At 64.6% G+C, this 24,000-nt stretch carries 25 protein-coding genes and 1 pseudogene; 7 read left to right on the top strand and 19 right to left on the bottom strand.

Annotation, left to right across the window (positions count from 1 at the left end):
• On the top strand, positions 1 to 284 hold a 284-nt coding region (locus tag AC0GNR_RS01835), incomplete at its 5' end, for an ATP-binding protein (RefSeq protein ID WP_472899308.1).
• A 71-nt stretch (positions 285 to 355) separates the two neighbouring features.
• Here AC0GNR_RS01835 and AC0GNR_RS01840 read toward each other — a convergent pair.
• From AC0GNR_RS01840 to AC0GNR_RS01900, 13 genes and pseudogenes are all read right to left on the bottom strand, one after another.
• Positions 356 to 904 (bottom strand): annotated as a pseudogene (locus tag AC0GNR_RS01840) (TRC40/GET3/ArsA family transport-energizing ATPase); the annotation flags it as partial.
• A gap of 61 nt (positions 905 to 965) precedes the next feature.
• Positions 966 to 2,396, bottom strand: coding sequence for a HAMP domain-containing sensor histidine kinase (locus AC0GNR_RS01845; RefSeq protein ID WP_472899309.1), 1,431 nt, complete (start codon positions 2,394 to 2,396; stop codon positions 966 to 968).
• Positions 2,393 to 3,094, bottom strand: coding sequence for a response regulator transcription factor (locus AC0GNR_RS01850; RefSeq protein WP_472899310.1), 702 nt, complete (start codon positions 3,092 to 3,094; stop codon positions 2,393 to 2,395). Before AC0GNR_RS01850 ends, AC0GNR_RS01845 begins: the two co-directional genes overlap by 4 nt.
• A gap of 9 nt (positions 3,095 to 3,103) precedes the next feature.
• A complete protein-coding gene (locus AC0GNR_RS01855; RefSeq protein WP_472899311.1) occupies positions 3,104 to 3,406 on the bottom strand; it encodes a hypothetical protein in 303 nt (100 codons plus the stop codon).
• A 25-nt stretch (positions 3,407 to 3,431) separates the two neighbouring features.
• On the bottom strand, positions 3,432 to 3,902 hold the full coding sequence (locus AC0GNR_RS01860) for a Spy/CpxP family protein refolding chaperone (RefSeq protein ID WP_472899312.1): 471 nt from the start codon (positions 3,900 to 3,902) through the stop codon (positions 3,432 to 3,434).
• Between the two features lie 115 nt (positions 3,903 to 4,017).
• Positions 4,018 to 5,016 carry an aldo/keto reductase gene (locus AC0GNR_RS01865; protein ID WP_472899313.1) on the bottom strand — a complete coding sequence of 333 codons (999 nt, stop codon included), beginning with the start codon at positions 5,014 to 5,016 and terminating at the stop codon, positions 4,018 to 4,020.
• 131 nt (positions 5,017 to 5,147) lie between these two features.
• Positions 5,148 to 6,101 (bottom strand): Gfo/Idh/MocA family oxidoreductase, encoded by a 954-nt coding sequence (locus AC0GNR_RS01870; RefSeq protein WP_472899314.1) that lies wholly within the window; start codon positions 6,099 to 6,101, stop codon positions 5,148 to 5,150.
• Between the two features lie 92 nt (positions 6,102 to 6,193).
• On the bottom strand, positions 6,194 to 7,072 hold the full coding sequence (locus tag AC0GNR_RS01875; RefSeq protein WP_472899315.1) for a class III extradiol dioxygenase subunit beta: 879 nt from the start codon (positions 7,070 to 7,072) through the stop codon (positions 6,194 to 6,196).
• Position 7,073: 1 nt separating this feature from the next.
• Complete coding sequence (gene ligA, locus AC0GNR_RS01880; RefSeq protein ID WP_472899316.1) at positions 7,074 to 7,514, bottom strand: protocatechuate 4,5-dioxygenase subunit alpha; 441 nt, start codon at positions 7,512 to 7,514, stop codon at positions 7,074 to 7,076.
• Positions 7,515 to 7,516: 2 nt separating this feature from the next.
• The gene (locus AC0GNR_RS01885) at positions 7,517 to 8,449 is read right to left on the bottom strand and encodes an amidohydrolase family protein (RefSeq protein ID WP_472899317.1); all 933 of its coding nucleotides are present in this window, start codon (positions 8,447 to 8,449) and stop codon (positions 7,517 to 7,519) included.
• A gap of 120 nt (positions 8,450 to 8,569) precedes the next feature.
• Positions 8,570 to 9,253 carry a 4-carboxy-4-hydroxy-2-oxoadipate aldolase/oxaloacetate decarboxylase gene (gene ligK, locus AC0GNR_RS01890; RefSeq protein WP_472899318.1) on the bottom strand — a complete coding sequence of 228 codons (684 nt, stop codon included), beginning with the start codon at positions 9,251 to 9,253 and terminating at the stop codon, positions 8,570 to 8,572.
• A 113-nt stretch (positions 9,254 to 9,366) separates the two neighbouring features.
• Positions 9,367 to 10,413 carry an amidohydrolase family protein gene (locus AC0GNR_RS01895; RefSeq protein ID WP_472899319.1) on the bottom strand — a complete coding sequence of 349 codons (1,047 nt, stop codon included), beginning with the start codon at positions 10,411 to 10,413 and terminating at the stop codon, positions 9,367 to 9,369.
• Positions 10,414 to 10,445: 32 nt separating this feature from the next.
• Positions 10,446 to 11,156 carry a substrate-binding domain-containing protein gene (locus AC0GNR_RS01900; protein WP_472899320.1) on the bottom strand — a complete coding sequence of 237 codons (711 nt, stop codon included), beginning with the start codon at positions 11,154 to 11,156 and terminating at the stop codon, positions 10,446 to 10,448.
• Positions 11,157 to 11,244: 88 nt separating this feature from the next.
• Here AC0GNR_RS01900 and AC0GNR_RS01905 point away from each other — a divergent pair, with 88 nt between their 5' ends.
• On the top strand, positions 11,245 to 12,153 hold the full coding sequence (locus tag AC0GNR_RS01905) for a LysR substrate-binding domain-containing protein (protein WP_472899321.1): 909 nt from the start codon (positions 11,245 to 11,247) through the stop codon (positions 12,151 to 12,153).
• A gap of 39 nt (positions 12,154 to 12,192) precedes the next feature.
• Here AC0GNR_RS01905 and AC0GNR_RS01910 read toward each other — a convergent pair whose 3' ends face one another.
• The 6 genes from AC0GNR_RS01910 to AC0GNR_RS01935 form a co-directional block, all read right to left on the bottom strand.
• Complete coding sequence (locus AC0GNR_RS01910) at positions 12,193 to 13,170, bottom strand: AEC family transporter (RefSeq protein WP_472899322.1); 978 nt, start codon at positions 13,168 to 13,170, stop codon at positions 12,193 to 12,195.
• Positions 13,171 to 13,325: 155 nt separating this feature from the next.
• Positions 13,326 to 14,642 (bottom strand): TRAP transporter large permease, encoded by a 1,317-nt coding sequence (locus AC0GNR_RS01915; RefSeq protein WP_472899323.1) that lies wholly within the window; start codon positions 14,640 to 14,642, stop codon positions 13,326 to 13,328.
• Positions 14,643 to 14,644: 2 nt separating this feature from the next.
• Positions 14,645 to 15,166: a TRAP transporter small permease gene (locus AC0GNR_RS01920; RefSeq protein ID WP_472899324.1), complete on the bottom strand. Its 522-nt coding sequence runs from the start codon at positions 15,164 to 15,166 to the stop codon at positions 14,645 to 14,647.
• A gap of 460 nt (positions 15,167 to 15,626) precedes the next feature.
• Positions 15,627 to 16,667, bottom strand: a complete 1,041-nt coding sequence (locus AC0GNR_RS01925; RefSeq protein WP_472899325.1) for a TRAP transporter substrate-binding protein — start codon at positions 16,665 to 16,667, stop codon at positions 15,627 to 15,629.
• A 75-nt stretch (positions 16,668 to 16,742) separates the two neighbouring features.
• The gene (locus AC0GNR_RS01930) at positions 16,743 to 17,534 is read right to left on the bottom strand and encodes a GntR family transcriptional regulator (RefSeq protein ID WP_472899326.1); all 792 of its coding nucleotides are present in this window, start codon (positions 17,532 to 17,534) and stop codon (positions 16,743 to 16,745) included.
• Between the two features lie 121 nt (positions 17,535 to 17,655).
• Complete coding sequence (locus AC0GNR_RS01935) at positions 17,656 to 18,522, bottom strand: amidohydrolase family protein (RefSeq protein WP_472899327.1); 867 nt, start codon at positions 18,520 to 18,522, stop codon at positions 17,656 to 17,658.
• Positions 18,523 to 18,638: 116 nt separating this feature from the next.
• On the opposite strand from AC0GNR_RS01935, the gene AC0GNR_RS01940 reads away from it, so the two are divergent.
• From AC0GNR_RS01940 to AC0GNR_RS01960, 5 genes are all read left to right on the top strand, one after another.
• Positions 18,639 to 19,424, top strand: coding sequence for a crotonase/enoyl-CoA hydratase family protein (locus tag AC0GNR_RS01940; RefSeq protein ID WP_472899328.1), 786 nt, complete (start codon positions 18,639 to 18,641; stop codon positions 19,422 to 19,424).
• Between the two features lie 142 nt (positions 19,425 to 19,566).
• A complete protein-coding gene (locus tag AC0GNR_RS01945; RefSeq protein ID WP_472899329.1) occupies positions 19,567 to 21,435 on the top strand; it encodes a feruloyl-CoA synthase in 1,869 nt (622 codons plus the stop codon).
• 11 nt (positions 21,436 to 21,446) lie between these two features.
• On the top strand, positions 21,447 to 22,694 hold the full coding sequence (locus AC0GNR_RS01950) for a thiolase family protein (RefSeq protein WP_472899330.1): 1,248 nt from the start codon (positions 21,447 to 21,449) through the stop codon (positions 22,692 to 22,694).
• Positions 22,695 to 22,715: 21 nt separating this feature from the next.
• A complete protein-coding gene (locus AC0GNR_RS01955; protein ID WP_472899331.1) occupies positions 22,716 to 23,480 on the top strand; it encodes an SDR family NAD(P)-dependent oxidoreductase in 765 nt (254 codons plus the stop codon).
• Positions 23,481 to 23,489: 9 nt separating this feature from the next.
• Positions 23,490 to 23,912 carry an acyl-CoA thioesterase gene (locus tag AC0GNR_RS01960; protein WP_305336555.1) on the top strand — a complete coding sequence of 141 codons (423 nt, stop codon included), beginning with the start codon at positions 23,490 to 23,492 and terminating at the stop codon, positions 23,910 to 23,912.
• Positions 23,913 to 24,000 lie beyond the last annotated feature (88 nt).

Raw genomic sequence — 24,000 nt, forward strand, 5'->3', positions numbered from 1 at the left:
CGATGCTGTTCCACCTGCTCTCCAAACTCTATGAGCGAACGAGCGTGGTGATCACCACCAACCTCACCTTCTCGGAGTGGAGCAGCGTCTTTGGCGACGCCAAGATGACCACCGCCTTGCTCGACCGACTCACGCACCACTGCCACATCGTGGAGACGGGCAACGAGAGCTGGCGATTCAAGCATTCCAGTGCCGCTGGCGCGGCACTGCCAAAGCAACGCCCAAAGACTCAGAAAGGAGATCGAAAACCAGCGGACCCTATAGACTTATCCACAACCGAATAGCCAAAAAACCCATCAACCCGGTGGCTCAGTATTCGACGTGATCACTGGCTCAGTTGTACTGATGAATCAACAGAGTGCGGGCCGAGGCACGATGCGCCGCGGTCGTTGCCGGCGAGGAAGCCTGTCCAGGCTTTGGGCAAACTCAAAAGGCGCAGGGTGTGGCCGGTGGGCGCGGTGTCAAACACCACATGGTCGTAGCCACCGTCCATGCCCTCGCCCGCCAGCAGCGCGGCAAATTCGTCGAACGCGGCGATTTCGGTGGTGCAGGCACCTGAGAGCTGTTCGCGCACGGTCTGGCGCTCTTCGTCGCTGGCGCTGGCTTCGAGCTGCGCCAGCACGCGCTGGCGGTAGGCCTCGGCGGCGGTGTCGGGGTCGATGTTGAGCATCTGCAGCCCCGGCACACCGGGCACAGGCACCGGGTGGTTGGACAGCGGCACACCCAGCATTTCGTCGAGGTTAGAAGCGGCGTCGGTGCTGACCAGCAGCACGCGCTGGCCACCGTCGGCCAGCGCAATGGCGGTGGCGGTGGACAACGAGGTTTTGCCGACGCCGCCTTTGCCGGTGAAAAACAGGAAGCGGGTGGCTGCGGTGGCGAAGCCGGGGAGCTTGGGTGTGTTCATGCCAAGAGGATGGCACAAAGGGCCGCTCCAGGGTCTGATGCGCGTCAAGCGCACCGCACGGTCAGGCGCCAGGCAGCGTCACCGTTACAGCCAGCCCGGGCGCCGCATTGCGCACCGCCAACGTGCCGCCATGGGCCTGCGCCACCAGCTTGCACAAATACAGCCCCAGACCCACACCGCCCTGGGCGCGGGTGCGCGCGGTGTCGGGGCGGAAGAAGGGTTCGGCCAAGTGCGGCAGCTGGTCGTCGGGCACGCCCGGGCCGTGGTCGCGCACTTCAATTTGCAGGCCCTGGCCCACGGCGCGCAGGTGCAGCTCGGGGGGCAGCGGCGCACCAGCGCTGTGGCGCAGCGCGTTGTCCAGCAAGTTGCGCAGCAGCAGGCGCATGCGGGCCGGGTCCAGGGGCAGCGGGGGCAGGCTGGGGTCGGCGTGCAGGGTGATCTCGGGCCTGGCGTCGGCGCGCACAGGTTGGCGCGCCAGCACCTCGGCCACCACCTCTTGCGCCAGCCTGGCCAGCGCCACCGGCTCGCGCTGCAGGGCGGTGTGGTTGCCGGCCAGGCGTTCGCTTTCCAGCAGGTCGGTGATGAGGCCGGCCATTTCTTGCAGGTCGCGCAATAGGGCCTGGCGCTGCGGGTTCACGTCTGATGTTTCGGGCAGCAGCTCGGTGTTGAGCCGGGCGCGGGTGAGCGGGCTGCGCAGCTCGTGGCTGATGGCGAGCAGCAGTGCGCGCTTGGCTTCCAGCATGCGGTGAATGTCGCGCCCCATGGTGTTGATGGTGAGGGCCAGCTCACCCAGCTCGTCATGCGCCTTGCAGCAGCGCTCGGGTATGGGTTGGCTGAAGTCACCCGCGCCAAAGCGGCGCGCGCCCTCGCCAATGGCGTCCAGAGGCCTGAGCAGGCGCCGCACATACAGCCAGGCCAGCAGCGTGAGCAAGAGCAGCGTTGCCAGCGCGTAGCCAATGAGGCGCGGGCGGCGCTCAAACACGTCTTCGTTGATGCCGAATTCGATGGTGTGGCCGTCGGCCGTGGTTCGCGTCAAGATGCGTGGCCAGTCTTTGCCACCGCCCCAGTCTTCGCGGTTCCACCGCTGGGCATCACCATCGACGTTGCCGTTATCGTTGCCCTTGCCCTTGCCCTTGCCCTCGCGCTGCCATTCGGGCTTCTGTTGCCCAGGGTGCGAAGCCCAGCGCACCTGCGGGCCATCAATCTGCACGGTAAGCGGCAAGCGCTCGGTAATGGCCAGGGCCCGCTCCACGCTGGGCGGCCCATCAGCCGTGATGTCGCTCGCCAGGCGGTCCACGTAGTCCATAAGCAGCGGGCGCGCCGCTTCGCGCCAACCCACCGAAAACGCTTTTTGCGCGCCCGTGAAAAACACAAAGGTCATGCCCGCAGCCAGCAGCAGAAACACCAGCACCATGCGCAGCTTGATGGAATGCGCAATGCGGTGTCTGGCGCGCCGCCACGGCGAAATTTTGGGTGGCAGGACGTCGGTCATGCGGTCAGGCGGCGCAGCGCCAGCGAATAGCCCGCGTTGCGCAGGGTTTTGATGCAGTCCAGCGGCTCCAGTTTTTTGCGCAGACGGCTCACCACAATGTCCACCGCCCGGGTGTACAGGTCGGCCTCGTGGCCGCGAAGCTGGTTCAGGATGTCGTCGCGGCTGAACACCTTGCCGGGCTCGCGCGCCAGCACCAGCAGCAGCTCGTATTCGGTGCCGGTGAGCTCCACCACCTCGCCCGCCCGGGTGACGCTGCGCCGTGCCGTGTCAATGTCCAGACCGTCAAAGCGCAACGTGGGCGCAGCGCTCAGGCTCACCGCGTGCGCCGTGCCGCTGGGCTTGCGCCGGCGCAGCACGGTTTGCAGGCGCGCCACCAGTTCGCGGGGCTCAAAGGGTTTGGGCAGGTAGTCGTCAGCCCCCAGTTCCAGCCCCACCACACGGTCCATCACATCACCGCGCGCGGTGAGCATGACGATGGGAATGTCGCTGTCTTTGCGGATGGTGCGGCAGAGCTCAAAACCGTCCATTTCGGGCAACATCACGTCCAGAATCGCCGCGTCAAACGGTTGGTTTCGCAGCAGCGCCAGGCCTTCGCTGGGGCGTGTGGCGTGGGTGAGCTGCAATTCAAAACGCTGGAAATAGGTGGCCAGCGGCGGGCCGAGTTGCTCGTCGTCGTCGATCAGCAGGATGCGGTTCATGGGGCATTTTCACACGTCGCAGCGTGCGCGGTGCCGCACGATCAGGCGGCGCAGGCGGTGCTGCACCGGGGCACCCAAGGCGTCAAAACGGTCGGCGGCTGAAAGCAATGCCGGCAGCACCGGCAGCGCTTCAGCGGGTTGTTGTTGCGACAGCCGCGCCCACAGGTCGAGCGCGTGCTGCCGGTCAAAGCGTGGCCCCCACACCATGGCCAGCAGCTCGGTGTGGGGGTCTTCAGCCCCAGCCAGCAGGGCCGGGGCGTGGGCCCTACTCTGCTGTGCCAAGTGGTGAATGGGTGCGAAAGCGGGCGACATGGCAGCTGCTTTCAGGCTGAAACGCTCAGCCCCGGCCCCACCAGCCGTGGCCGCGTTTTTCCATGCGCTCGCGCACCTGCTTTTGTTGCTCGGGGTTCAGGCTGTCGTAAAAGTCGCCAAAGGCGCTGAGCATCTTGGGCGCGTTGCCCTGCATCACCTGCAGTTTTTGGTCCAGCAGGGCTTGGGCCTTGGTGCGGTCAAACTTGTCACCCGCCACCAGCGCGGTCAGCTCCGTGCGCGGGTCGGCACCTTCACCCCGAAAGGCTTTGCGCGAAGCGATCATCTCGTCGGCCAGCACACCCAGCTTTTGCTTTTGCTCGGCGTTAAGTTCGAGCTTGCTGCCGATCTTGTCGATGGCCTTGCCGCGCACCTCGGTGATGCGCTCGTCGCTCCAGCCCCGGGCGTGGTCGCGGTGGCCGCCGCAGGCGGTGAGGCCACCCAAAACGACGGTGGCGGCGGTGAGGCCAATAAGGCTGCGTTTGATCCAGGTTTTCATGGCGGTGGTCCTTTCAGAACCTTGTTGAACATGACCACCATGGTGCGCCGGGCAACCGCGCGCTGGGTGTCAGCGGGGTTGCGGTTTATGTCGTTTTGTTTCAGCGCCTGCTGACTCAAAACACCTCGGTGTCCACCTCGCTGTTGGCTTGGGCGTTGTAGCGGTCGCCGTGCACGGTGTGCTGGTTGATCAGCGCATCCAGGCGCGCCAGCACGTCGGCGCTGAGCGCCACGTTGGCGGCGCCCAAGTCGTCCAGCAGGTGCTCCACACTCGTGGTGCCTGGGATGGGCAATATGTCGTCGCCCTGGTGCAGCAGCCAGGCAATGGCCAGCTGCGAGGGGGTGCAACCCACCTCGGCCGCGATCGCGCCGTAAGCCGGCAGCAGCGCCATGTTGCGCGCATGGTTTTCTGGGGTAAACCGCGGCATGGTGCGGCGGATGTCTTTGGCGTCAAAGGTGCTCACGTCCATGGGCGCGCACAGAAAACCACGCGCCACCGGGCTGAACGCGACGAAGCTCACACCCAGCTCGCGGCAGGCCTGCAGCACCGCAATCTCGGGGTTGCGCGTCCACAGCGAGTATTCGGTTTGCAGCGCGGCAATGGGGTGCTCGGCGTGCGCCTTGCGCAAGGTGGCGGCCGACACCTCAGACAGGCCGATGCTGCGAATTTTGCCCGCGCGCACCAGATCACCCAGTGCGCCCACGCTTTCCTCAATGGGCACCTGCTTGTCCCAGCGGTGCAGGTAATACAGGTCGATCACGTCGGTTTGCAGGCGCCTCAAGGCGTCTTCGCAGGTGGCCTTGATCGTGTCGGGCCGGCCGTCGATCACGCGCACCTTCACGCCGTCGGCGTTGGGCACACCCTGCATGCCGCATTTGCTGGCCAGGGTGAACCTGGCGCGGTGTTTGGCCAGGTATTTGCCCACCAGCGTTTCGCTGGCGCCAAATCCGTAAAGGGCGGCGGTGTCAAAGTGCGTCACACCCGCGTCGAGCGCGGCGAGCAGCACGCGCTCGGCCTGCTGTTCAGACACTGGGGCGCCGTAGGCGTGGCAGATGTTCATGCAGCCCAGGCCGATGGCTGAGACGGTGAAGGGGCCGAGTTGGCGTTGTTGCATGGTGGGTGTTCTCACATCAAAAAAAGGTCAGAACCATTCAGCGCAGTGCTGCGATGGTGCTGACCCGATGGTATTGGGTGCGCAGAGCCCTCACCCCAACCCTCTCCCAGAGGGAGAGGGGGAAAGGCACTTCACGCGGCGTTGAGTTGCTGTTCCAGCTGATGCAGCACCTGGTAGCAGTTGAACACCTGGGCGACGCTGGAATTGGGTTCGCGACCCTCTTGGATGGCTGCGAAAAATTCGCGGTCTTGCAGCTCGATGCCATTCATGGACACCGCCACCTGGGACACGTCAATCTTTTCTTCCTTGCCGGTGACCAGATCGTCGTAGCGCGCGATGTAGGTCGCGGTGTCGCCGATGTAGCGGAAGAAGGTGCCCAGCGGGCCGTCGTTGTTGAAGCTCAGGCTCAGCGTGCAGATGGCGCCGTTGGCGGCCTTGAGCTGGATGCTCATGTCCATGGCGATGCCCAGCACCGGGTGGATCGGACCCTGGATCGCATTGGCCATCACGATCGGGCTGCCGCACTGGTAGGCGAACAGGTCCACGGTGTGCGCGGCGTGGTGCCACAGCAGGTGGTCGGTCCAGCTGCGGGCCTGGCCCAGCGCGTTGGTGTTGGTGCGGCGGAAGAAAAAGGTCTGCACATCCATCTGCTGGATGTTGAACTCACCCGCTTTGATCTTGTTGTGCACGTACTGGTGGCTGGGGTTGAAGCGGCGGGTGTGGCCGCACATGGCCACCAGGCCGGTCTGCTTTTGCAGCGCCACCACTTCTTCGGCGCCCTTCAAGCTGTCGGCCAGCGGGATCTCGACTTGCACGTGTTTGCCGGCCTTCAGGCAGGCCAGGGTCTGCTCGGCGTGCATCTGCGTCGGGGTGCAGAGGATCACGGCGTCGACTTCCTTCATCGCCAGGCTCTCTTCCAGCTTGGTGGTGATGTGGCCGATGCCGTATTTGTCGGCGACTTCCTTGGTCTTTTCCAGGTCGCGGCTGATCAGCGACACGACTTCAACGCCGTCGATGTTTTTGATGCCGTCCAGGTGTTTGATGCCGAAGGCGCCGGCGCCGGCGAGGGCTACTTTGATGGTCATGGTTGTTTCTTTCTGCTCCGTTCGGGCTGAGCTTGTCGAAGCCTGGCCCGGGTGTTGGTACGAGCCCTTCGACAAGCTCAGGGCGAACGGGTTTATTGATTTTCGAGGATCAGGTGGCCCACGGCGGTGTTGCTGGCGGGCACATGGTAGAAGCGGTGCTTGACGACGGGCGCAGGCCCCTGCACCTTGCCGTCCACGATGTCGGACATCGCGCCGCGGGCGATCAGCCACATCACGAGTTCAATGCCCTCGCTGCCGGCTTCGCGCACGTAGTCGATGTGCGGCGTGTTGGCACACGCCACAGGGTCGGCAATCATCTGGTCAAGCCAGGCGTTGTCCCACTCGCGGTTGATCAGGCCTGCACGCGCGCCCTGCAGCTGGTGGCTCATGCCGCCCGTGCCCCAGATGTGCACGTTCAGGTCTTCGTCGTAGCTTTCCACCGCCTTGCGGATGGCCTGGCCGAGCATGAAGCAGCGCTTGCCCGAAGGCACCGGGTACTGCACCACGTTGACCGCGAACGGGATCACCGGGCAGGGCCAGGCGTCCTTGACCGGATCGAGCTCGCCGCACATCAGCGACAGCGGCACGGTCAGGCCGTGGTCCACGTCCATCTTGTTGACGATGGTGAGGTCGAAGTCCTGCTGGATCACGCTCTGCGCGATGTGCGAGGCCAGGTCCGGGTGGCCGATGACCTTGGGCACCGGGCGCGGGCCCCAGCCCTCGTCGGCCGGCGTGAACTCGGCCGCCGTGCCGATGGCAAAGGTGGGAATCATCTCCAGGCTGAAGGCCGTGGCGTGGTCGTTGTAGACGAGGAAGATGACGTCGGGCTTGTTGTCCTTCATCCACTGCTTGGAGTAGTCGTAGCCCGCGAACACGGGCTTCCAGTAGTCCTCCTGGGTTTTGTGCAGGTCCAGGGCCGCGCCGATGGCGGGCACATGGGAGGTGAAAACGGATGCGGTGATGCGTGCCATGTCAGTTGCCTTTCTTGCCTGCGGCGCCCTGGGGCTGGTTTTTCTCTTGCGCGTCGCCGTCCTCACCGACGTATCGGTTGCCTTCCACGGAACGGCCGCCGCTGACCATCATGTTGCGGTACTCGGCTTCGGTCATGCCGGTCATGGAGCCGGCCATTTGCTGGAAGCTCAGGCCGTCGGTGGCGCCGATCTTGGCCAGGAAGTAAATGTTGCCGCCGGTGCGCATGCACCAGTTGAGGTCGCGCGCCAGCACGGCCTGTTTCTGCTCTTCGGTCATCGGCCATTCGTCGAGGTAGGCGCGCTGGTCGGCCTTGAAACGCTCGCGGTTCTCGGCCTTCATGAGCGACATGCAGAACTGGTTGAGCCAGTAGCCCTTGCGGCTTTGCTCGGCATCAAAAATGATCGTGCCCGGCACGTCCAGGTAGGGTTTATCGAGAGACATGTTCAAACCTCCTCAGGCCAGTAGAGACGCATCGGGTTGTCCACCAGCAGCTTCTGCTGAAGCTCGGCCGTGGGCGCGATGTGCGGGATGAAATCGACCAGCAGGCCGTCATCGGGCATGTGGTCCTTGAGGTTGGGGTGCGGCCAGTCAGTGCCCCAGAGCACGCGGTCGGGGAACTGCTCGACGATGCGTTTCGCAAACGGGATCACGTCGGTGTAAGCGTTCTGCTCGCCGCTCAGCGCCTTGGGGCCGGTGACCGACAGACGCTCGGGGCAGCTCACCTTGCTCCACACATTGGTGTGCTCGCGCATGAACTTTTCAAACAGCGCGAACTGCGGGCCGTCCACCGGCAGCGACACATCGGGCCGGCCCATATGGTCCACCACCACGGTGGTGGGCAGGGCGGTGAAAAAGTCCCACAGCTCGGGCAGGTCCACCGCCTCGAAGTAGATCACCACGTGCCAGCCCAGCTTCGCGATGCGGCCGGCGATCTCCATCAGCTCGTCCTTGGGCGTGAAGTCGACCAGGCGCTTGACAAAATTGAAGCGCACGCCGCGCACACCGGCGGCGTGCATGGCCTGCAGTTCGTCATCGGTCACCGAGCGCTTGACCGTGGCCACGCCACGCGCCTTGCCGCCACTGGACACGCAAGCGTCCACCATGGCGCGGTTGTCGGCACCGTGGCAAGTGGCCTGCACGATCACGTTGCGGGCAAAACCCAGGTGGTCGCGCAGCGCGTACAGCTCGTGCTTGCTCGCGTCGCATGGCGTGTACTTGCGCTCGGGTGCGTAGGGAAACTCGGCCCCCGGGCCGAACACGTGGCAGTGCGCGTCCACCGCGCCGGCGGGCAGCTGAAAGCGGGGTTTGGAAGGGCCGGTGTACCAGTCCATCCAGCCCGCGGTTTTGGTGAAGTCACCGGAAGTGGGTTTGCTCATGTTTGATCTCTGCTTTCAGTGTGACAAACCTCCGTTCGGGCTGAGCCTGTCCTTCGACAAGCTCAGGATGATCGGCATACAGGCCTTCGACAGGCTCAGGGCGAACGGATGGTATGGCGTTCAGTCGATGTATTTCAGCCCTGCTGCGGCCAGCGGCTCGCGCATCTTGTACATGTCCAGCCCCAGCACGCCCGAGGCCAGCTTGTCGCGCTTCTCGCCCTCGAAGCTCTCGCGCTTGATGGCGGCGGCCAGCGTGTCCGCCGCACGTGCGGCCGGCACACAGACCACGCCGTCGTCGTCGGCCACGATCACGTCGCCGGGGCTCACCAGCATGCCGGCACAGACGATGGGGATGTTCACCGAACCCAGCGTGGCCTTGATGGTGCCCTTGCTGCTGATGCACTTGCTCCACACCGGGAAGTTCATTTCCTTGAGCGTCTTCACGTCGCGCACGCCGGCGTCGATGATCAGGCCGCGAGCGCCACGCGCCTGGAAGCTGGTGGCCAGCAGGTCACCAAAGTAACCGTCGGTGCAATCGGCCGTGACCGTGGCGACCACGATGTCGCCGGGCTGAATCTGCTCGGCCGCGACGTGCATCATCCAGTTGTCACCAGGCTGCAGCAACACGGTGATGGCCGTGCCCGAGACCTGTACACCGGTCTGGATGGGCCGCATGTAGGGTTTGAGCAGGCCCACTCGGCCCATGGCTTCGTGCACGGTGGCCGAGCCCAAGGCGGCCAGGCCGTCGGCGGCTGCGCGGTCGGCACGGGTGATGTTGCGGTAAACAACGCCGAGTTCGTACATGGTCTTTTCTCCTGGGTTTGTTTGAGGCCCTCCCCCTCTGGGGGAGGGTTGGGTGGGGGCTCGCGGTGCGCCTGCCCCCATCCCTGCCTTCCCCCAGAAGGGGAAGGAGAAAGTCAGAGACCCTTCGCGTTGAGCGCGGCGTCCAGGCGCGGGAACACGCGCCGCGCGTTGCCTTCGTACACCTTGTAGCGGTCATAACCCACAACGATGGTGCTCGCCTCGATGTAGCGTTTGGTGTCGTCGAAGTAATAGCCGGTCTCGGGGTCGATGCCGCGCACTGCGCCGATCATTTCCGAGGCGAACAGGATGTTGTCCACCGGGATCACCTTGGTCAGCAGGTCGATGCCCGGCTGGTGGTAGACGCAGGTGTCAAAAAAGATGTTGTTGAGCAGGTGGTCTTTCAGCAGCGGCTTCTTGAGCTCCTGCGCCAGGCCCCGGAAACGACCCCAGTGGTAAGGCACCGCGCCGCCGCCGTGCGGAATGATGAATTTCAGGGTGGGGAAATCGGTGAACAGATCGCTGGTCAGGCACTGCATGAAGGCCGTGGTGTCGGCGTTCAGGTAGTGGGCGCCGGTGGTGTGAAAGCAGGCGTTGCAGCTGGTGCTCACATGCACCATGGCCGGAATGTCGTACTCGACCATCTTCTCGTAGATGGGGTACCAGGCGCGGTCGGACAGCGGCGGGCTGGTCCAGTGGCCACCCGACGGATCGGGGTTCAGGTTGATGCCCACGTTGCCGTATTCCTTGACGCAGCGCTCTAACTCGGGGATGCAGGTGGCCGGGTCCACGCCCGGGCTCTGCGGCAGCATGGCGGCGGGAATGAAGTGGTCTGGGAACAGCTGGCTCACACGGTAGCAGAGCTCGTTGCAAATGGCGGCCCAGGTGGAGCTGATGTTGAAGTCGCCAATGTGGTGGGCCATGAAGCTGGCGCGCGGGCTGAATATGGTGATGTCCGAGCCGCGCTCTTTCATCAGCTTGAGCTGGTTGGTCTCGATGGACTCGCGCAGTTCGTCGTCACTGATTTTCAGATCACTCACCTTGGGCATCATGGCTGGGTCTTTGATACCGGCGATCTGCGCGTTGCGCCAGTTCTCCAGCGCCTTGGGGGCGGTGGTGTAGTGGCCGTGGCAGTCGATGATGAGGGGTTTTTGTTGGCTCATGGGTGTGGGTTGTGAAGGGTCAACAAGAAAAATCAGGCGGGTTCCATGCCTTGGCGCCGCTTGGCGTCGGCGGCTTCGCTGGAGGCCATGAACGCGATCAAGGCGCGGGCCGCGTCGGGCTGGGCCGCAGCAGCGCACACGCCGGCTGAAAAGATGGTGGTGATCTGGATCTCGGGCGGCAGCGGCCCCAGCAAGGTGATGCCCTGCACATGCAGCAGTTCGCTGAGTTGCTGAAAGCCCAGCTCCACGTCACCGCGTGCCACCAGCGTCCCCACGGGCACGCCGGGTGGGGCCTGCACAATGCGGTCGCGCAACGCGTCGGTCAAGCCCCAGCGCTCAAACAAGGCGGCCAGCGCTACCCCACTGGGGCCGGTGGAATAGCTAATGGTGCGAGCGCCCCGCACCGCCTGGCGCACGGTGTCTTCCGAACCGATATCGGGCTCAGCGGCGCCGGCTTTGACGGCCACGGCCACACCCGAATGCACCAGGTCCACCACACTGCCTGGCAGCAACTTGCCCGCCGCAGCCAGCTTGTGCAGGGCATCAGAAGCCAGCACCACCAGGTCAAAAGGCTCGTCGGCCATCACGCGCTTGGCCGCGTCCACGCCCCCCACCGACTCGATCGCCACCGAGGCGCCGCTGCGCTGCTCAAACGCGGACACCAGCTCGGCCAGCACCTGGCGGGTGGCCATGGAAGAAATGCCGCGAATCGGCGCAGAACCAGGCAGGTGGGGTGTGGTCATGGACCCGATTGTCGCGATCATCAGCCAAATCACAAGTGGAATACCATACTATTAGTCATTCCATTTTGATATAACCGTCACCCCTGCCATGGACCTCAAACAGCTGGAATATTTTGTGCGCGTGGCCGAGCTGGGCAGCTTCACCCGCGCCGCCATGGCGCTGGACGTGGCGCAGCCCGCGTTGTCGCGCCAGGTGCGGCTGCTGGAAGTGGAGCTGCGGCAAAACCTGTTGGTGCGCAACGGCCGGGGCGCCACGCCCACCGAAGCGGGCAAGCTGTTGCTGGAACACGGGCGCGGCATTTTGCACCAGGTGGAGCGCGCCCGCGAAGAGCTGGGCCGGGTGCGCGGCGCGCTGGCGGGGCGCGTGGCCATTGGCCTGCCGCCCAGCCTGGCGCGGGTGCTCACGGTGCCGCTCACGCGGGCCTTTCGCGCCCAGTTGCCCGAGGCCAGCATTTCCATCAGCGAAGGCCTGTCGGTGACCATGCAGGAATGGCTGACCACCGGGCGGCTGGACATTGCCGTGCTGTACAACGCGCAGCCGGCGCCTGAAATCGACATTACCCCACTGCAGGACGAGGAGTTGGTGTTGATACAGCCCAGACCGCCGGGCCTGCCCGAAGACCCGCCACCCGGCCCCATGGCGCTGCGCGATGTGGCCGCGCTGCCGCTGGTGATTCCGAGCCGGCCCAACGCCGTGCGCATGCACGTGGAAACCGAGATGGCCAACATCGGCTGCCGACCCATCGTGGCACTGGAGATTGACGGCGTGTCGGCCATTCTGGACCTGGTGACCGACGGCGCCGGCGCCGCCCTGCTCTCGCGCAACGCGGTGGCCAGCTCGATTCGGCCGTCCAGCTACCAGATGCGCGCCACCGATCCGCCCTTGCGCACCCGCCTGTGCCTGGCCACGAGCTCGCAGCGCCCGGCCACGCTCACGCAGCAGACCACGCTGGCGCTGATCCAGCACACGCTGGACACGCTGAACGCCTCGCGCTGAACACGCCTGGCCCATTTGGCCGTCCGAAAGCGGCCACCTTCAGGTCAGCCAGCCAGCGCTGTGCCGCATGAGCCACAGGATGGCACTGAGCGTGAAGAACGAGGCGCCAGTGGCCGCCAACAAGGCCGCTGCGGTAAAGCCCTCGAAGCCGTGGCGCTGGGCCAGCAGCGAATAGATCCCCAGCATGGGCATGGCTGCCGACAACACCACCGCCGCGCGCAGATCGCCCTGCACCGCCGGCAGGCCCAGCAGCGGCAGCAGCAGCACCGCCACCCACACCGCCAAGGGGTGCAGCAGCAGCTTGCCCACCGCAATGAGCGACACCTGGCGGCGCAAGCCCTTCACCTCCAGCCCCACCAGCGTGCCGCCAATGATGAACAGCGCCAGCCCGCCACTGGCGGCCGAGAACAGGGTCACCGTGCGCTGCAGCACCGACGGCAGCTGCCACCCGGTGAGGGCCACAGCGAAGCCAGCAAAAATCGCCACGATCATCGGGTTGCGCACCAGGCGCCCCGCCGTCTCGCGCAAGGCCTGCCACAGCGTCAGCCGGCCCTGTCCTTCGCGGGCCGCACCCGCATCGGCCAACGTGAACAACAGGGGCAGCTTGATGATGTTTTCAACGATCAGGTTGAGCGCCAGGATCACGCCGGCCAGCGGCCCGAAGGTCAGCAGCATCACGGGGTAGCCCACATAACCGCTGTTGGAACAGGTCATGCCCATGGCCACATAGGCGCTCTCGGTCAGACCGCGGCCCTGGACGCGCCAGGCATACAGCAAGGCGCCCAACATCAGCACAAGCGAACCGCCGGTGAACGCCAGCAGATAGCCCCAGTGCAGCACCTCACCCAGCGGGCGCGAAGCCAGCGCGTTGAACAACAGGGCCGGCAAGGCAATCTGGATCACGAATTTGCCGAACACGCGCATGTCGGCTTTGCTGAACAGGCCCCAGCGCACGCTGGCGAAGCCGGCCGCGATGCACAGGTAAATCGGACCGGTGATGGCCAGGATATCGAGCATGGGTGTGGTTCTACGTCGGCGGGGTGAGGTGGGCAGCGGAGCGGATCAGAAGGGCGCACGGTGCCTGCATGGCAACAGGCCAACCCAAGCAAAAGGGCTTGCACCGCAGCGCAAGCCCCTCTGGTTGTTCACAACGCGCAGCGCGCCGCAGAATCCTACAGCCGCAACACAAACAGCGTGATGCCGGGGAACGCCACCAGAATCGCGGTGCGAATGAAGTCGCTGGCCACGAACGGCATGATGGCCCGGTAGGTCTGGGTGATGGGGGTGTCGCGGGCCATCGAGTTGATGACAAACAGGTTCATGCCCACCGGCGGCGTGATCAGCCCCACCTCGACCACGATCAGCACCAGAATGCCGAACCAGATGGCGAACTCTTCGGGTGGCAGGCCAAAGTCGAGCACCGACACGATGGGGAAAAACACCGGAATGGTCAGCAGGATCATGGACAGCGAGTCCATAAAACAACCCAGCACCACGTAGAGCAGCAGCACACACACCAGCACCACCCAGGGGTTCAGGCCCGAGCCGGCCACCATTTGCGCAGCCTCTTGCGGCAGCTGTGACAGCGCCAGGAAGGTGTTGTAAACGCCGGCGCCCAGCACGATCATGAAAATCATGCCGGTGGCCACCGCGGTGCCCAAAATGGCCCCCATCAAGGTCTTTCGATTCAGGCCGCCGCTGAACCAGGCCGCCAGGCCGGTCCCAAACGCGCCAATGGCCGCGCCCTCGGTGGGCGTGAACAAGCCGGTGTAAATACCGCCCACCACCGCAATGAAGATCAGCATGACCGGCCACACCTTGGCCGTGGCAATCCAGCGGTCTTTCATGGGCATGGGGGCCATGGAACCCACTTCGTTGGGCTTCACCCGGGCATACACGGCGATCACGATCATGTAACCGATGGCGGCCAGAATGCCGGGCACAAACGCGGCCAGGAACAGCTTGGCGATGTTTTGCTCGGTCAAGATCGCATAGATCACCAGCACCACCGACGGCGGAATCAGAATACCCAGCGTGCCACCAGCGGCCAGCGCGGCGGTGGAAATGCCGCCGGCGTAACCGGCCCGCTTGAGCTCGGGCAGGGCCACCTGGCCCATGGTGGCTGCTGTGGCCAGCGACGAGCCGCAAATGGCACCAAAGCCAGCGCAGGCGCCCACCGCGGCCATGGCCACGCCACCTTTGCGGTGACCAATCCAGGCTTCAGCCGCCTTGAACAGGGCTTGGGACAAGCCGCCCAGCGCCGCAAACTGACCCATGAGCAGAAACAACGGAATGACCGACAGGGAGTAGCTGGAAAAGGTGCTGTAGGTGACCTGCTTGAGCTGGTTCAGGATGGGCACGTACGAGCCGTACACCACCCAGGCGCCCGCCAGGCCGCACACCAGCATAGACAAGCCAATCGGAATGCGGATGAAGATCAGGAACAGCAGGACCGGGAAAGACCAGAGGGCGAGTTCGACGTTGCTCATGTTCAGTGTCCCGCGTTGGATTCGGTGGTCCAGCCCTTGGGCTCGGACGCCAGACCCAGCTGGGTCAGGGTTTTGGCGATGTAGCAAGCGCAGCCAATCACCGCACCCACGAAGCACAGGGCATAGGCCCACCACACCGGCATCTGCAAAATGAAGGTGGTTTCCATGTATTCCTTCTTTTCCACCAGGCCGTCCCAGAGCTTCCAGGTCAGCATGAGCCAGACCAGCAGCATCAAGACGTCGCTGAGGGTGTCGATCGCCTTTTGCGCCCAGCGCGGTATGTGCATATAGAGCAGGTCCACCGTGGCATGGCCGCCGCGCAGGTAGCACCAGGGCATGAAGAAAAAGATGGCAATACCCACACCCACCTCGACCAGCTCAAAGTCGCCCGGCACAGGCCCCAGACCCACGCCAATCAAAGCGCGCCCGGCCACACTGGCCACCACCATGAGCGTCAAGGCGCTCAACATGACACCGCCGGCAATCGCGGTCCATTTGGCTAACCTGTATATCCAGTCAATCATCAACGGGTCCTTGTGGTGGATGGGCGTCGGGGGTGAGATTGTCACCCAGCTTTTTGCCGGGCCATCGTGCGCCTTGCAGCGAGCCCGAGACTATAGCCGACAATTTCTTATCGTAAAACCAGTTTCACTTATCGAAATATGTTGTGCTTCGACGGATCGGGCGGCGGCAAACGCCACGCGGTGCTCCAATGCGGCCTTGCAATGTGCGCCTTTTTGTACACCGCAACCAGACCCGAGGGTGTCTTTCAGCTATATCAAAAAAGCATGCCTCAAATCGAACCATCGATATTCAGCATAAGGCTGTGACCCCTTGCAAGGGCCACGCGCACCACACCTGGGAACGCCACGGTGTTCGCGCCAGCCCACACCCCGTCTGAGACGGCAACAAAAAAGGGTTGCCCGGCATGCGCCGGACAACCCCGCCAGAGCCATGGTGAACCATGGCCGCAGCACCACAGGCTTATTTGCTGTACTTGGCGATCAGCGCGCGGGCTTCGGCAGCCAGCTTGGCACCGTCGATGTTCTTGGCCTTCACTTCGTTGATCCAGTCGGTTTCAACGGTGGCCGCCGTGCGGCGCCAGCGCTGCGTCTCGGCAACGTCCAGCGCCACGATGTTGTTGCCTGCCTTCTCGGCAATGGCACGGCCGGCCTTGTCGCCCTCGTCCATGGCGCGGCCAAACATGGCTGCGGCAGGAATGCCCGAGTTGTTGTCGATGACCTTCTTCAGGTCGGCCGGCAGCTTGTCGTAAGAAGCTCTGTTCATGGAAAACGCGAACGTCTGGGTGTAGAGCCCGCGGTCACCGGCAAAGGTGGTGTGGTTTTTCACCAGCTCGCTCACCTTCAGGGCTGGCGTCACTTCCCACGGAATGGTGGTGCCGTCGATCACGCCTTTGGACAGCGCTTCGGTCACGGCGGGCACCGGCATGCCCACGGGCGTGGCCCCCAACTTGGTCAGCATGTTGTTGATGATGCGCGAACCGCCGCGCACTTTCATGCCGCGCAGGCTCTCCAGCCCGGTCACGGGGGTTTTGGTGTGGAACAGTCCGGGGCCATGCGTGTGCACAGCAATCAGCTTGACCGAGCGAAATTCGTCGGCAGCAAACTTTTCGACGTATTCCTGAAACGCCTGGGACGACTGCTCGGCCGAGCCGCTCATGAACGGCAGTTCAAACACTTCGGCCTTGTTGAAGCGGCCCGGGGTGTAACCCAGCACGGTCCAGGTCAGGTCCACCACGCCGTCGCGGGCCTGGTCAAACAGCTGCGGTGGCGCGCCGCCCAACGCCATGGCGTGGAACAGCTGCACCTTGATCTTGCCGCCGGACTCGGCCTCTACCTTTTGCGCCCACGGAATCAGCGCTTTGGCTGGAATGGTGGCTTGCGGCGGCAGCATCTGGTGCAGACGCAGGGTTACCACCTGCTGCGCGGCCACGGGCCCGGCCAGCAAGGTGGTGGCAACGGCACCCAGGGCGGCCAGTGCGGTTCGACGGGGGATGAATTTCATGGTTGTCTCCTGTAAAAAACGCGGGTGAAATAAACAAGGCGTGTGAAGACGCCTGACCGAATGATGGGACCGCCCTCACGGGCGGCGGCGAATCAACTTGAAAGACGGCATACACGCCGGCACCCGCTCGGGCGCGTGGCCTGCCAGCACTTCAGCGAGGTTGCGGCGGGCCAGGCGCGAGTGCTCGCGCATGATGGACTCGGCCCGCGCACCCTCGCGCTGTTCAATGGCGTCGAGCACCTGGCGGTGCTGGTCTTGCGCCACCACCAGCATGTCGCGTGCGCGCGAAGAATGCGACTGCAGCACCACAAACCCGGAGGGCGAAGCAAAAGGCAGGCTGGCGGCGCGCTCCAGCTGGCGGGCAATGGTGGGGCTGGCAGCCATCTCGTACAGCAGCCCATGAAAACGGCTGTTGAGTGCCACGTAGCTGGAAAACTTTTCGTCGTCCAGCGTGGGTGTGGCCAGCGCCACATCAATATGCGCCAGGCACTGGCGGGCCTGCGTCAGCAGCGCCGCTGGCGCGCCCCGCTCGGCCGCCAGCCGGGCCAGCAAACCTTCCAGCGTGCCGCGCAGTTCAATACCGTCGGCAATGTCGCGCTCGGTGAACAACTGCACGCTGTAGCCGCCGCTGGGCAAGGCTTGCAGCAACCCCTCTTGCTCCAGCCGCAGCAGCGCCGCCCGCACCGGGGTGCGTGACACCCCCAGCCGCTCGACGATGGCCAACTCGGCAATGCGGGTGCCACCGGGCAGCTCGCCCGACAGGATCAGCTCGCGCAACTGCAACAGCGCCCGCACCTGCACGCTCTCGCCGCTGGCGGCAAAGGGCGTTCCTGGGGCTTCGGGCCATTCGGCTGCGGCGGTGTTCATGGGCCTGCAATGTATACAGAAAAATGGACTTTTTGCCTGATTCGCCTCCAAATCAGGGTGATCCATAACTTTCTGTATCCAAGCCACCGCCGCCGACCGCACGGCGCAGCCGCTCTGCCGCTCAGTCGGCCAAACCCAGCAGGCGCACGGCGTTGCCCTTCAGAATGCCGGGCATCACCTCGGGCTTGAAGCCGGCCACTTCGAAGTCTTTCATCCAGCGCTCGGGCGTGATCAACGGGTAGTCGCTGCCAAACAGGACGCGGTCTTTCAGCAGCGTGTTGGCGTACTGCACGAGTTGCTTGGGGAAGTACTTCGGGCTCCAGCCGCTCAGATCAATCCACACGTTGGGCTTGTGCGTGGCCACGCTCAGCGCCTCGTCCTGCCAGGGGAAGCTGGGGTGCGCCATCACGATCTGCATGTCAGGGAAATCAATCGCCACGTCGTCCAGGTGCATGGGGTTGCTGTATTCCAGCCGCAGGCCGCCGCCGCAGCGCATGCCGCTGCCAATACCGCTGTGCCCGGTGTGAAAAATGGCGGGCAATTTGTGTGCGTTGATCACCTCGTAAATGGGCCAAGCCATCTTGTCGTAAGGGTGGTAGCCCTGCACCGTGGGGTGAAACTTGAAGCCTTTCACGCCTTCCTCTTGGATGAGGCGCTCGGCCTCGCGTGCGCCCATCTTGCCTTTGTGGGGGTCGATGCTGGCAAAGGCCACCATCATGTCGCTGTTTTCCCTCGCGGCCTGGGCAATTTCTTCGTTGGGAATGCGGCGGCGGCCCAGCTGGCTTTCGCTGTCCACGGTGAACATCACCAGACCCATTTTTCGCTCGCGGTAGTAGGCGACGGTCTCGGCGATGGTGGGGCGGCGGTTGCTGCCAAAAAATTTGTCAGCGGCGCGGTCGTACTCCTCGCCATAGTTGTCAAACGGGTTGCGGCAGCTCACCTCGGCATGGGTGTGGATGTCGATGGCAATCAGGTTTTTGTGGTCCATGGGGTCTCCGTTCTAAGGGTAAATACGGGTGCGAAAAATGGGGTCGGCAACTTGATTTGGTTATTGTTTATAACAATAATGCAGAGACTCAACAAGCCCGATTTAACCGCAACACCATGACCACCAACAACCCCGACCTGAGCCTGAGCCTGCGTGGCGAACACGCCGAAGTGGCCGTGATCACGCTCAACCGCGCCACCAAACGCAACGCCCTCAACGACGGCCTGATCCTGGCCATTCGGGACGTGTTTCAGAACCTGCCCAAGAGCGTGCGGGCCGCCGTGGTCAACGGCAACGGCGACCATTTTTGCGCCGGGCTGGACCTGTCCGAACTGAGCGAGCGCGATGCCGGTGAAGGCGTGTTGCACTCGCGCATGTGGCACGCGGCGCTGGACTGCGTGGAAAAAGGCACTGTGCCGGTGGTGGCCGCGTTGCATGGCGCCGTGGTGGGTGGCGGCCTGGAGTTGGCCAGCGCCTGCCACATCCGCGTGGCGGACGAGTCCACCTTCTACGCGCTGCCCGAAGGCACCCGCGGCATCTTCGTGGGCGGCGGCGGCTCGGTGCGCGTGCCCAAGCTGATTGGTACGGCCCGCATGGCCGACATGATGTTCACCGGCCGCGTTTACAACGCCGCCGACGGCGAACGCATTGGCCTGGCGCAGTACCTGGTGCCCACCGGCACCGCGCTGGACAAAGCGATTGAGCTGGCCACCCGCATCGCCAGCAACGCACCGCTGACCAATTACGCGCTGATGCACGCCTTGCCGCGCATTGCCGAGCAGCCCAGCGACCACGGCCTGTTTACCGAAGCGCTGATGGCCTCCATTGCCCAGAGCGCGCCCGAAGCGAAAGCCCGCGTGCGGGCTTTCCTGGAAGGCAAGGCGGCAAAAGTTTCCAAGTAACCCCCTGCGCCGCCTGCGGCGTCATCCCCCTGAAAGGGGGCCGATGCCAGAGGCCCGGCAAAGCCGGTTCCTCGGCATCCCTGAGTTGAGACACGCGCGCCGGACCTTCCGCGCCAGACAGACAAGAACACGGAGACAAGACATGACCGTCGCGAAATACCGCCCCCTCACCTTCGGTGTCACCCGCGCTGTGCTGCGCGACGGGGAAACCGGCGTGCATTACCTGCGTGCAGACAACGCGCTGCCGCCCTACCCCGAGCGCCTGACCGATCGGCTGGTGCACTGGGCGAAAGAACGGCCCGACCAGACCCTGTTTGCCCGCCGCGTGAAGAACGCCGACGGCAGCACCGGTGACTGGCGCCACATCAGCTTCGCGCAGGCGATGGACGCGGCGCGGCGCATTGGCCAGGGCTTGCTGGACCGCGGCCTGAGCGCTGAGCGCCCAGTGCTGATCTTGAGCGAAAACGACCTGGAGCACGCACTGCTGGCGCTGGGCTGCCTGTATGCGGGCGTGGCCTATTGCCCCACGTCACCGCCCTACTCGCTCATCAGCCAGGACTTTGACAAGCTCCACCATGTGGTGAAGACGCTCACGCCCGGCCTGGTATTTGCCAGCGACGCCAACCGCTACGCCCGCGCCATGCTGGCCACCTTGGGCGACGACGTGGAACTGGTCTGCACCGAAGGCACCGTGCCAGGCCGCGCCACCACCTCGTTTGCCGCGCTGCTGGCCACCGAGCCCACGCCGGCGGTAGACGCCGCCATGGCGGCCACCGGCCCCGACACGATCGCGAAGTTCCTGTTCACCTCGGGCTCGACCAAGATGCCCAAAGCCGTGATCAACACCCAGCGCCTGTGGTGCGCCAACCAGCAGCAAATGGCCGAGTCCATGCCGGTGCTGGCCGAAGAACCGTTGGTGCTGGTGGACTGGCTGCCCTGGAACCACACCTTCGGCGGCAACCACAACTTTGGCATGGTGGTCTACCACGGCGGCACGCTCTACATTGACGACGGCAAACCCACGCCCGCCTTGATGGCCGAAACGCTGCGCAACCTGCGGGAGATCGCGCCCACGGTGTACTTCAACGTGCCCACCGGGTTTGAAGCCATAGCCCATGCCATGAAGGCGCCCACCGACGAGGGGCGCCTGCTGCGCAAGACGCTGCTGTCGCGCGTGAAGATGTTTTTCTACGCCGGCGCCGCGCTGGCCCAGCCGGTGTGGGACAGCCTGTTTGACAGCGCCGAGCAAGAGATCGGCGAGCGCATCGTCATGGGCACTGGCCTGGGCATGACGGAGTCGGGCCCGTTCGGCATTTTCGTCACCAGCCCCAACGTGAAAGCCGGCGACCTGGGCCTGCCCACGCCCGGCATGGAGCTGAAGCTGGTGGACACCGACGGCAAAACCGAGGTGCGCTACAAGGGCCCCAACATCACACCCGGCTACTGGCGCCAGAGCGCCGAGACCGCCGACGCGTTTGACGAAGAAGGCTTCTTCAAGACCGGCGACGCGGTGAAGTGGATCGACGAGACCGACATCCACCAAGGCCTGAAATTTGACGGCCGCATTGCCGAGGACTTCAAGCTCGCCACGGGCACGTTTGTGAGTGTGGGCCCGCTGCGCGCCAAGATCATTGCCGCCGGCGCGCCGTTCATTCAGGACGTGGTGCTCACCGGCATCAACCTGAAAGAAGTGGGCGCCATGGTGTTCCCCACCGCGGCGGTGCGCAACCTGAGCGGCTTGGCCGCTGACGTGTCGCTGCACGAGGTGCTGGACCACCCCGCGGTGCTGGCGCACTTTCAGACCGTGGTGAACGACCTGGCCAGCGCCGCCACCGGCAGCGCCAACCGCATCGCCCGCATGTGCCTGCTGGCCGACCCGCCCACCATCGACCGCGGCGAGATCACCGACAAAGGCTCGATCAACCAGCGGGCCGTGTTGACGCACAGGGCCGATACGGTGCAGCGCCTGCATACCGACGAGCTCCGCTACATCTTGAAACCCACGGTCTGAAAGCACACACCATGACAACCAAAGGCTTTTTCAACGCGTTCCACGACGTCCACATCCTGGACGGCGTGCGCACCCCCATGGTGGATTACTGCGGGGCGCTGGGCCACATTTCGCCCACCGACCTGGGCATCAAAGCGGCGCGCGAAGCGCTCAAGCGGGCGGGCGTGCCGGGCAGCGACATCGGATCGGTGGTCACCGGCAACATGGCGCCGGGCGACTTTGACCAGTTCTTTCTGCCGCGCCACATCGGGCTGTACGCCGGCGTCCCGGTCGAAGTGCCGGCCATCATGGCGCAGCGCATTTGTGGCACCGGCTTCGAGTTGTTTCGCCAGGCCGGCGAACACATCCAGGGCGGCGCCTGCGACGCCGCGCTGGTGGTGGGCACCGAAAGCATGACGCGCAACCCCATTGCCGCGTTTGACCACCGCACCGGCTTCAAGCTGGGCTCGCCGGTGGGCTTCAAAGACTACATGTGGGAAGCGCTGAAAGACCCGGCCGCTGGCATCAACATGATCCAGACCGCCGAGAACCTGGCCAAGAAGTACAGCATCACCCGCGACGAGGTCGACCAGTTCGCCTCCGACTCGTTTGCCAAGGCCGTAGCCGCGCAGGAAAGCGGCTTTTTGGCGGGCGAGATCGTCCCGGTGATCACCGAGAAATTCGAGCTGGCGGGCTACAAGGCGCGCGGCATCAAGCTGCAAGGCAAGCTCACCGAAGTGGCCACCGACACGCACCCTCGCATCTCGCCCAAAGACGTGCTGGCCAAGCTGCGCGCGGTGTTTGAAGATGGCGTGCAGACCGGCGGCAACAGCTCGGCGCTGGTGGACGCGGCTGCGGCCTGCGTGGTGGCGTCGGGTGCCTACGCCAAAACGCACGGCAAGCAGCCGCTGGCCCGCGTGGTGGCCTGCGCCGCCGTGGGCGTGCCGCCCGAGATCATGGGCATCGGCCCGGCACCAGCCATTCGCCTGCTGCTGGAGCGCACCGGCCTGACCCTGGCCGACATTGGCCGCTTCGAGATCAACGAAGCCCAGGGTGCGCAAACGCTGGCCGTGGGCCGCGAACTGGGCCTGGACCTCAGCAAACTCAACGTCAACGGCGGCGCCATTGCCCTGGGCCACCCGCTGGCCGCCACCGGCGTGCGCCTCACGCTCACGCTGGCGCGCGAACTGCAGCGCAGCGGTCTGCGCTACGGCATTTCCAGCGCCTGCGTAGGCGGCGGCCAGGGCATTGCCCTGCTCATTGAAAACACCTCGATCTGATACACACACAAGGAATCCACCATGAACATCCAAGGACACGCTGCCCTCGTCACCGGTGGAGGCTCCGGCCTAGGTGAAGCCACCGCCCGCGAACTCGCCCGCCTGGGCGCCAAGGTCGCGGTGCTCGACCTGAACCTGGACAACGCCCAGCGCGTGGCGGCCGAGATCGGCGGCGTTGCCGTGGCCTGCGACGTGGCCAACCCCGAGAGCATGCAGGCCGCCATCGAGCAGGCCGCGGCCGCCCACGGCCCGGCGCGCATCCTGATGCAGATCGCCGGCATCGGCAGCGCCAAGCGCGTGGTTGGCAAAGACGGCAACGCCGCGCCGCTGGAAGACTTTGCGCGTGTGATCAACGTCAACCTGATCGGCACCTACAACGCGGCGCGCCTGTTTGCCGCCGCCTGCGCCAAGCTCGAACCGATGGAAGACGGCGAACGCGGCGTGATGGTGTTCACCGCTTCGGTGGCCGCATTTGATGGCCAGGTGGGCCAGCAGGCTTACAGCGCGTCCAAAGCCGGCGTGGCCGGCATGACGCTGCCCATGGCGCGCGACCTAGCCCAACACGGCATTCGCGTCTGCACCATCGCGCCCGGCCTGTTTCTCACGCCGCTCATGCAGACCCTGCCCGAGCCGGTGCAGCAATCGCTGGCCGCAAGCATCCCGTTCCCGCAGCGCCTGGGCAAGCCCGAAGAGTTCGCGCAACTGGCCGCGCACATCGTCACCAACGGCCACCTGAACGGCGAAACCATCCGGCTCGATGGCGCCCTGCGCATGAGCCCACGCTGAAAGCATCACATGACCAAAACCGTTGTGTACGAAGTGGATGTGATGTTCGGCGACTGCGACCCCGCCGGCATCGTGTTCTTTCCCAATTTCAGCAAGTGGATGGACGCCTCGTCGCTGAACTTTTTCGTGAAGTGCGGCGTTCCGCCCTGGCGCGAGCTGGTGAAAACGACCGGCATCATCGGCACGCCGCTGCTGGAGATCAACACCAAGTTCATGCGCCCAGCCACCTATGGCGAGCGGCTGCAGATCCACACCAGCATCCAGGAATGGCGCGACAAGGTCGTGATCCAGAAACACGTGGTGATGCGAGGCGACGTGGTGCTGTGCGAAGGTCTGGAAACGCGGGCCTTCTGCATCAAGCACCCCGACGATCCTGACCGCATCAAAGCCATTCCGGTGCCCGCCGACATCAAGGCGCTGTGCACTGCCTGAGCGCTTCCCCGAAGTCACCCATGAAGGGCGCACAAGACGCCTGCCAGTTCCCCCAACCGATCCCCAGTCCGTATCCCTCACCCCTGAA

This window comes from Hydrogenophaga sp. LT287, from assembly GCF_055702805.1.

Coding starts and splice junctions, on each gene's coding strand:
- AC0GNR_RS01845 (WP_472899309.1), bottom strand. CDS start 2,396: ATGACCGACGTCCTGCCACCCAAAATTTCGCCGTGGCGGCGCGCCAGA.
- AC0GNR_RS01850 (WP_472899310.1), bottom strand. CDS start 3,094: ATGAACCGCATCCTGCTGATCGACGACGACGAGCAACTCGGCCCGCCG.
- AC0GNR_RS01855 (WP_472899311.1), bottom strand. CDS start 3,406: ATGTCGCCCGCTTTCGCACCCATTCACCACTTGGCACAGCAGAGTAGG.
- AC0GNR_RS01860 (WP_472899312.1), bottom strand. CDS start 3,902: ATGAAAACCTGGATCAAACGCAGCCTTATTGGCCTCACCGCCGCCACC.
- AC0GNR_RS01865 (WP_472899313.1), bottom strand. CDS start 5,016: ATGCAACAACGCCAACTCGGCCCCTTCACCGTCTCAGCCATCGGCCTG.
- AC0GNR_RS01870 (WP_472899314.1), bottom strand. CDS start 6,101: ATGACCATCAAAGTAGCCCTCGCCGGCGCCGGCGCCTTCGGCATCAAA.
- AC0GNR_RS01875 (WP_472899315.1), bottom strand. CDS start 7,072: ATGGCACGCATCACCGCATCCGTTTTCACCTCCCATGTGCCCGCCATC.
- ligA (WP_472899316.1), bottom strand. CDS start 7,514: ATGTCTCTCGATAAACCCTACCTGGACGTGCCGGGCACGATCATTTTT.
- AC0GNR_RS01885 (WP_472899317.1), bottom strand. CDS start 8,449: ATGAGCAAACCCACTTCCGGTGACTTCACCAAAACCGCGGGCTGGATG.
- ligK (WP_472899318.1), bottom strand. CDS start 9,253: ATGTACGAACTCGGCGTTGTTTACCGCAACATCACCCGTGCCGACCGC.
- AC0GNR_RS01895 (WP_472899319.1), bottom strand. CDS start 10,413: ATGAGCCAACAAAAACCCCTCATCATCGACTGCCACGGCCACTACACC.
- AC0GNR_RS01900 (WP_472899320.1), bottom strand. CDS start 11,156: ATGACCACACCCCACCTGCCTGGTTCTGCGCCGATTCGCGGCATTTCT.
- AC0GNR_RS01905 (WP_472899321.1), top strand. CDS start 11,245: ATGGACCTCAAACAGCTGGAATATTTTGTGCGCGTGGCCGAGCTGGGC.
- AC0GNR_RS01910 (WP_472899322.1), bottom strand. CDS start 13,170: ATGCTCGATATCCTGGCCATCACCGGTCCGATTTACCTGTGCATCGCG.
- AC0GNR_RS01915 (WP_472899323.1), bottom strand. CDS start 14,642: ATGAGCAACGTCGAACTCGCCCTCTGGTCTTTCCCGGTCCTGCTGTTC.
- AC0GNR_RS01920 (WP_472899324.1), bottom strand. CDS start 15,166: ATGATTGACTGGATATACAGGTTAGCCAAATGGACCGCGATTGCCGGC.
- AC0GNR_RS01925 (WP_472899325.1), bottom strand. CDS start 16,667: ATGAAATTCATCCCCCGTCGAACCGCACTGGCCGCCCTGGGTGCCGTT.
- AC0GNR_RS01930 (WP_472899326.1), bottom strand. CDS start 17,534: ATGAACACCGCCGCAGCCGAATGGCCCGAAGCCCCAGGAACGCCCTTT.
- AC0GNR_RS01935 (WP_472899327.1), bottom strand. CDS start 18,522: ATGGACCACAAAAACCTGATTGCCATCGACATCCACACCCATGCCGAG.
- AC0GNR_RS01940 (WP_472899328.1), top strand. CDS start 18,639: ATGACCACCAACAACCCCGACCTGAGCCTGAGCCTGCGTGGCGAACAC.
- AC0GNR_RS01945 (WP_472899329.1), top strand. CDS start 19,567: ATGACCGTCGCGAAATACCGCCCCCTCACCTTCGGTGTCACCCGCGCT.
- AC0GNR_RS01950 (WP_472899330.1), top strand. CDS start 21,447: ATGACAACCAAAGGCTTTTTCAACGCGTTCCACGACGTCCACATCCTG.
- AC0GNR_RS01955 (WP_472899331.1), top strand. CDS start 22,716: ATGAACATCCAAGGACACGCTGCCCTCGTCACCGGTGGAGGCTCCGGC.
- AC0GNR_RS01960 (WP_305336555.1), top strand. CDS start 23,490: ATGACCAAAACCGTTGTGTACGAAGTGGATGTGATGTTCGGCGACTGC.